This is a genomic window from Actinoplanes sp. NPDC048791 (assembly GCF_040650095.1).
In the GTDB taxonomy this organism is placed as follows: domain Bacteria; phylum Actinomycetota; class Actinomycetes; order Mycobacteriales; family Micromonosporaceae; genus Actinoplanes.
In genome coordinates, this window is record NZ_JBEZGQ010000938.1 from 1 (window position 1) to 3,274 (window position 3,274).

Annotated in this window: 3 protein-coding genes and 1 pseudogene; 1 reads left to right on the top strand and 3 read right to left on the bottom strand. The window is 71.4% G+C overall.

Going from position 1 to position 3,274, the window contains the following annotated elements; genetic code table 11:
• From AB0C29_RS40065 to AB0C29_RS40075, 3 genes are all read right to left on the bottom strand, one after another.
• On the bottom strand, window positions 1-1,364 hold a 1,364-nt coding region (locus tag AB0C29_RS40065), incomplete at its 3' end, for a DEAD/DEAH box helicase (protein WP_360832075.1).
• A gap of 261 nt (window positions 1,365-1,625) precedes the next feature.
• A complete protein-coding gene (locus AB0C29_RS40070) occupies window positions 1,626-1,850 on the bottom strand; it encodes a DUF3107 domain-containing protein (protein ID WP_360551658.1) in 225 nt (74 codons plus the stop codon).
• A 36-nt stretch (window positions 1,851-1,886) separates the two neighbouring features.
• On the bottom strand, window positions 1,887-2,549 hold the full coding sequence (locus AB0C29_RS40075; protein WP_360551660.1) for a TetR/AcrR family transcriptional regulator: 663 nt from the start codon (window positions 2,547-2,549) through the stop codon (window positions 1,887-1,889).
• A 152-nt stretch (window positions 2,550-2,701) separates the two neighbouring features.
• Here AB0C29_RS40075 and AB0C29_RS40080 point away from each other — a divergent pair.
• Window positions 2,702-3,274: pseudogene (locus AB0C29_RS40080) on the top strand (hypothetical protein); the annotation flags it as partial.

Below are 3,274 nucleotides of genomic sequence, written 5' to 3' on the forward strand. Positions count from 1 at the left end.
CTCGAGTCGCGGCCACCGTCGCGGCTGCCCCGGCGGCGGGTGCCACCCAGGTCCTCCTCGACCTCGGCCGACAGGCCCACCCGGGTGCGCCCGGCGGTCGGCAGCGTGCCCGAGATGCCCTCCGGGATGTCCAGGTCGGAGAACAATGCCGGGGACGTGTGGTAGGTCTCCGGGGGCTGCGGCATGTTGAGCCCCATCGACTTGTCGATGAGGACCCAGCGCGGCATGTCCTCCCAGTCCACGAAGGTCACCGCGACGCCGGTCGCGCCCGCGCGGCCGGTGCGGCCGATGCGGTGCGTGTAGGTGTCCGGGTCTTCCGGGCAGTCGTAGTTGATCACGTGGGTGACGCCGGAGACGTCCAGGCCGCGGGCCGCGACGTCGGTGGCCACCAGCACGTCGATCTTGCCGGTGCGGAACGCGCGCAGGGCCCGCTCGCGGGCACCCTGGCCCAGGTCACCGTGGACGGCGGCGACCGCGAAGCCGCGGAAGTCGAGGTCCTCGGCCACCCGGTCGGCGGCGCGCTTGGTGCGGGTGAAGATCATGGTCAGGCCGCGCTCGCGGGCCTGCAGGATCCGGGCCACCATCTCCAGCTTGTTCAGCGGGTGGGTGCGGTAGACGACCTGCTTGGTCAGCGGCGACGGGCCGCTCTCCGAGGTGTGGCCCGCGTGGATGGTCACCGGGTGGTGCAGGAAGCGGCGGCTCAGGGCGACGATCGGATCCGGCATGGTCGCCGAGAACAGCATGGTCTGGCGCTCGCTCGGGAGCATGGCCAGGATCTTCTCGACGTCCTCGAGGAAGCCCAGGTCGAGCATCCGGTCGGCCTCGTCGAGCACCAGGGCCTTGATCGAGCCCAGCTTCAGCTGCTTCTGCTTGGCCAGGTCGAGCAGGCGGCCCGGGGTGCCGACCAGGATCTCGACGCCCTTCTTCAGGGTGTCGACCTGCGGCTCGTACGCCACGCCGCCGTAGATCGGCAGCACGCGCACGCCACGGGTGCTGCCCGCGGCGGCGATGTCGCGGGCGACCTGCAGGCCCAGCTCGCGGGTCGGGACGACGACGAGCGCCTGGGGCTGGCCGTCGGCGCCCTCGCTCGGGGCCAGCACCCGCTCCAGCAGGGGCAGGCCGAAGCCGAGGGTCTTGCCGGTGCCGGTCGGCGCCTGACCGATCAGGTCGGTGCCGCGCAGGGCGATGGGGAGCGCGTACTCCTGGATGGCGAACGCGCGCGTGATGCCGGCCGCGGCCAGCGCGTCCACGGTCTCCGCACGGACGCCCAGCTCAGCGAAGGTGGGGCTGTCCGGGCGGACGGGCGCGCGGGTGAGGACGGGGACCAGGGCCGGTTCTGACTCGGTGTTCTCGATGTCGGTCATGGAGTTCTGCGGGTGCCTCTCGTGGTGCGCCCGTCGAATTCCTGGGCGCGGTCTGGGTAGGGCGCGGGCCACACGCGAGGAACTCGCGGGCCGCACGCGCGTCGCCGCGGCGACTCGAAATATCGAGCCGACGTCGACGGCGACAACGGCAAGTCTACCCGACAGAGAGATTCCGCACCTCAGCGCGAAGGTGACGGTGCTGTATAGAAACCGCAGGGAGCCCCGGGTGGAACTCCCTGCGGTCCGGTCGTACTGTGCCGGTTATCGCGTGGTGAAGCCGAACGGCCGCTCGGACTTCTCGGCGATCTCCACGTAGGCCACCTTGGCGATCGGGACGATCACCTTGCGGCCCTTCTCGTCGGTCAGAGTGAGAACGCTGTCCTTGGCCATCGCCTCGGTCACGGCCTGCTCGACCTCGGCCTGAGTCTGCGCGCTCTCCAGCACCAGCTCGCGCTGGGCGTACTGCACGCCGATCTTGACCTCCACGGGGTCCTCCTCCTCAGATGTCTTCCGACATGAAGGCTAGCCGATTTCCCCGGACGTACCGGGCGTTGACTCACCCTGCAGCGGGAAGCTGGCGATACCCCGCCAGATAAGGGCAGCGACCAGGGCTTCCGCCTCGGCCTTGGGAGTCTGCCGGCCGCTCGCCAGCCAGTACTGGGCCGCCTGGCCGGCCGCGCCGACCAGTCCGGAGGCCAGCAGCTCGGCGTTCGCCTGGTTCTGGCCGGTGTCGGAGACGACCGTGTCCGTGACCGCGGCGATGCAGCCCTGCTCGACGCGTTCGACGCGCTCGCGGACCTGGGGGTCGTTGCGCAGGTCGGACTCGAAGACCAGGCGGAAGGCCTCGCTCTCGTGGTCCATGAAGTCGAAGTACGCCCGGACGGCGCCCTTGACCCGCTCCTTGTTGTCCGGAGTCGCCAGCATCGCGCCGCGAACCTTGGCGATTATCGCGTCGCAGTGGGTGTCCAGCAGCGCCAGGTAGAGCTCGAGTTTGCCGGGAAAGTGCTGGTAGAGCACAGGCTTGGAGACGCCGGCCTGTTCGGCGATCTCGTCCATGGCAGCGGCGTGATAGCCCTGTGCCACGAAGATCTGCTGCGCGGCGGCAAGCAGCTGCTTACGGCGCGCGGAGCGTGGCAGACGCGTGGGGCGCCCCGCCGTCTGTGCCCCGCCGGACGCAGCGGTCATGTGTACCTCCGAGATGTGTTTCCCCCGCGGTAGGGCGCGGATTGCCCGGTTCGCCGTCTGTCGCTTGCCGGGCGGGCAATTGTCGCGACGCTGCAACTTATCGCCACTGCAAGCACACGGTAGCCTCAGCGGGGGCAAGCGAGGAGCGCACGGTGGACGAAACAGGGCATTCCGGGGACGCCGGTGCAGCGGACGGCGGCACCGGCGCTGAATCGCGCGACCGCACCCTGCTGAACGGCTGGGCCGCGCGGGAGAGCCCGTGGTCCAACGCGGGCTCGGCGCTGGACCCGGAGACCGAGGTGCCCGCCTGGCGCCGGCCCGCCACCGAGATCCGCCCGTTCACCCAGGAGCGGCCCCCGCCGGTGGACCCCCCTTCGGGGGAGATCCGCCCGTTCACGATGCCCCCGCCCCCGCCCTCCTTCGCCCCGGCGCCCTTCTCCCCGGCGCCCGAGCCGCAGGGGCCGTCCCCGCTGGAGAACGCGTCCGCCCCTCGCTGGTCGGACAGCCGCTCCCGCTACGAGGACCTGCTGGCCCACCTCTCGCCCAACGGCAGCGAGCCCCGGGACGACGAGCCGCGCGCCGGGATGCCCCGCCCGAATCCGCTCGCCCCCGAGCTGCTGCGCCCGGACGCGCAGGACACCACCGAGCTGCGCGCGGTCAACGGCAACCTGCCGGCCAGCGCGCCGCCGTACCCGTACGAGGGTGATCTCGACGACGCGCGCCAG

What these genes read in the sequence shown, in the direction of transcription:
- AB0C29_RS40075 (WP_360551660.1), bottom strand. Translation starts at nt 2,549, where the DNA reads ATGACCGCTGCGTCCGGCGGGGCACAGACGGCGGGGCGCCCCACGCGT.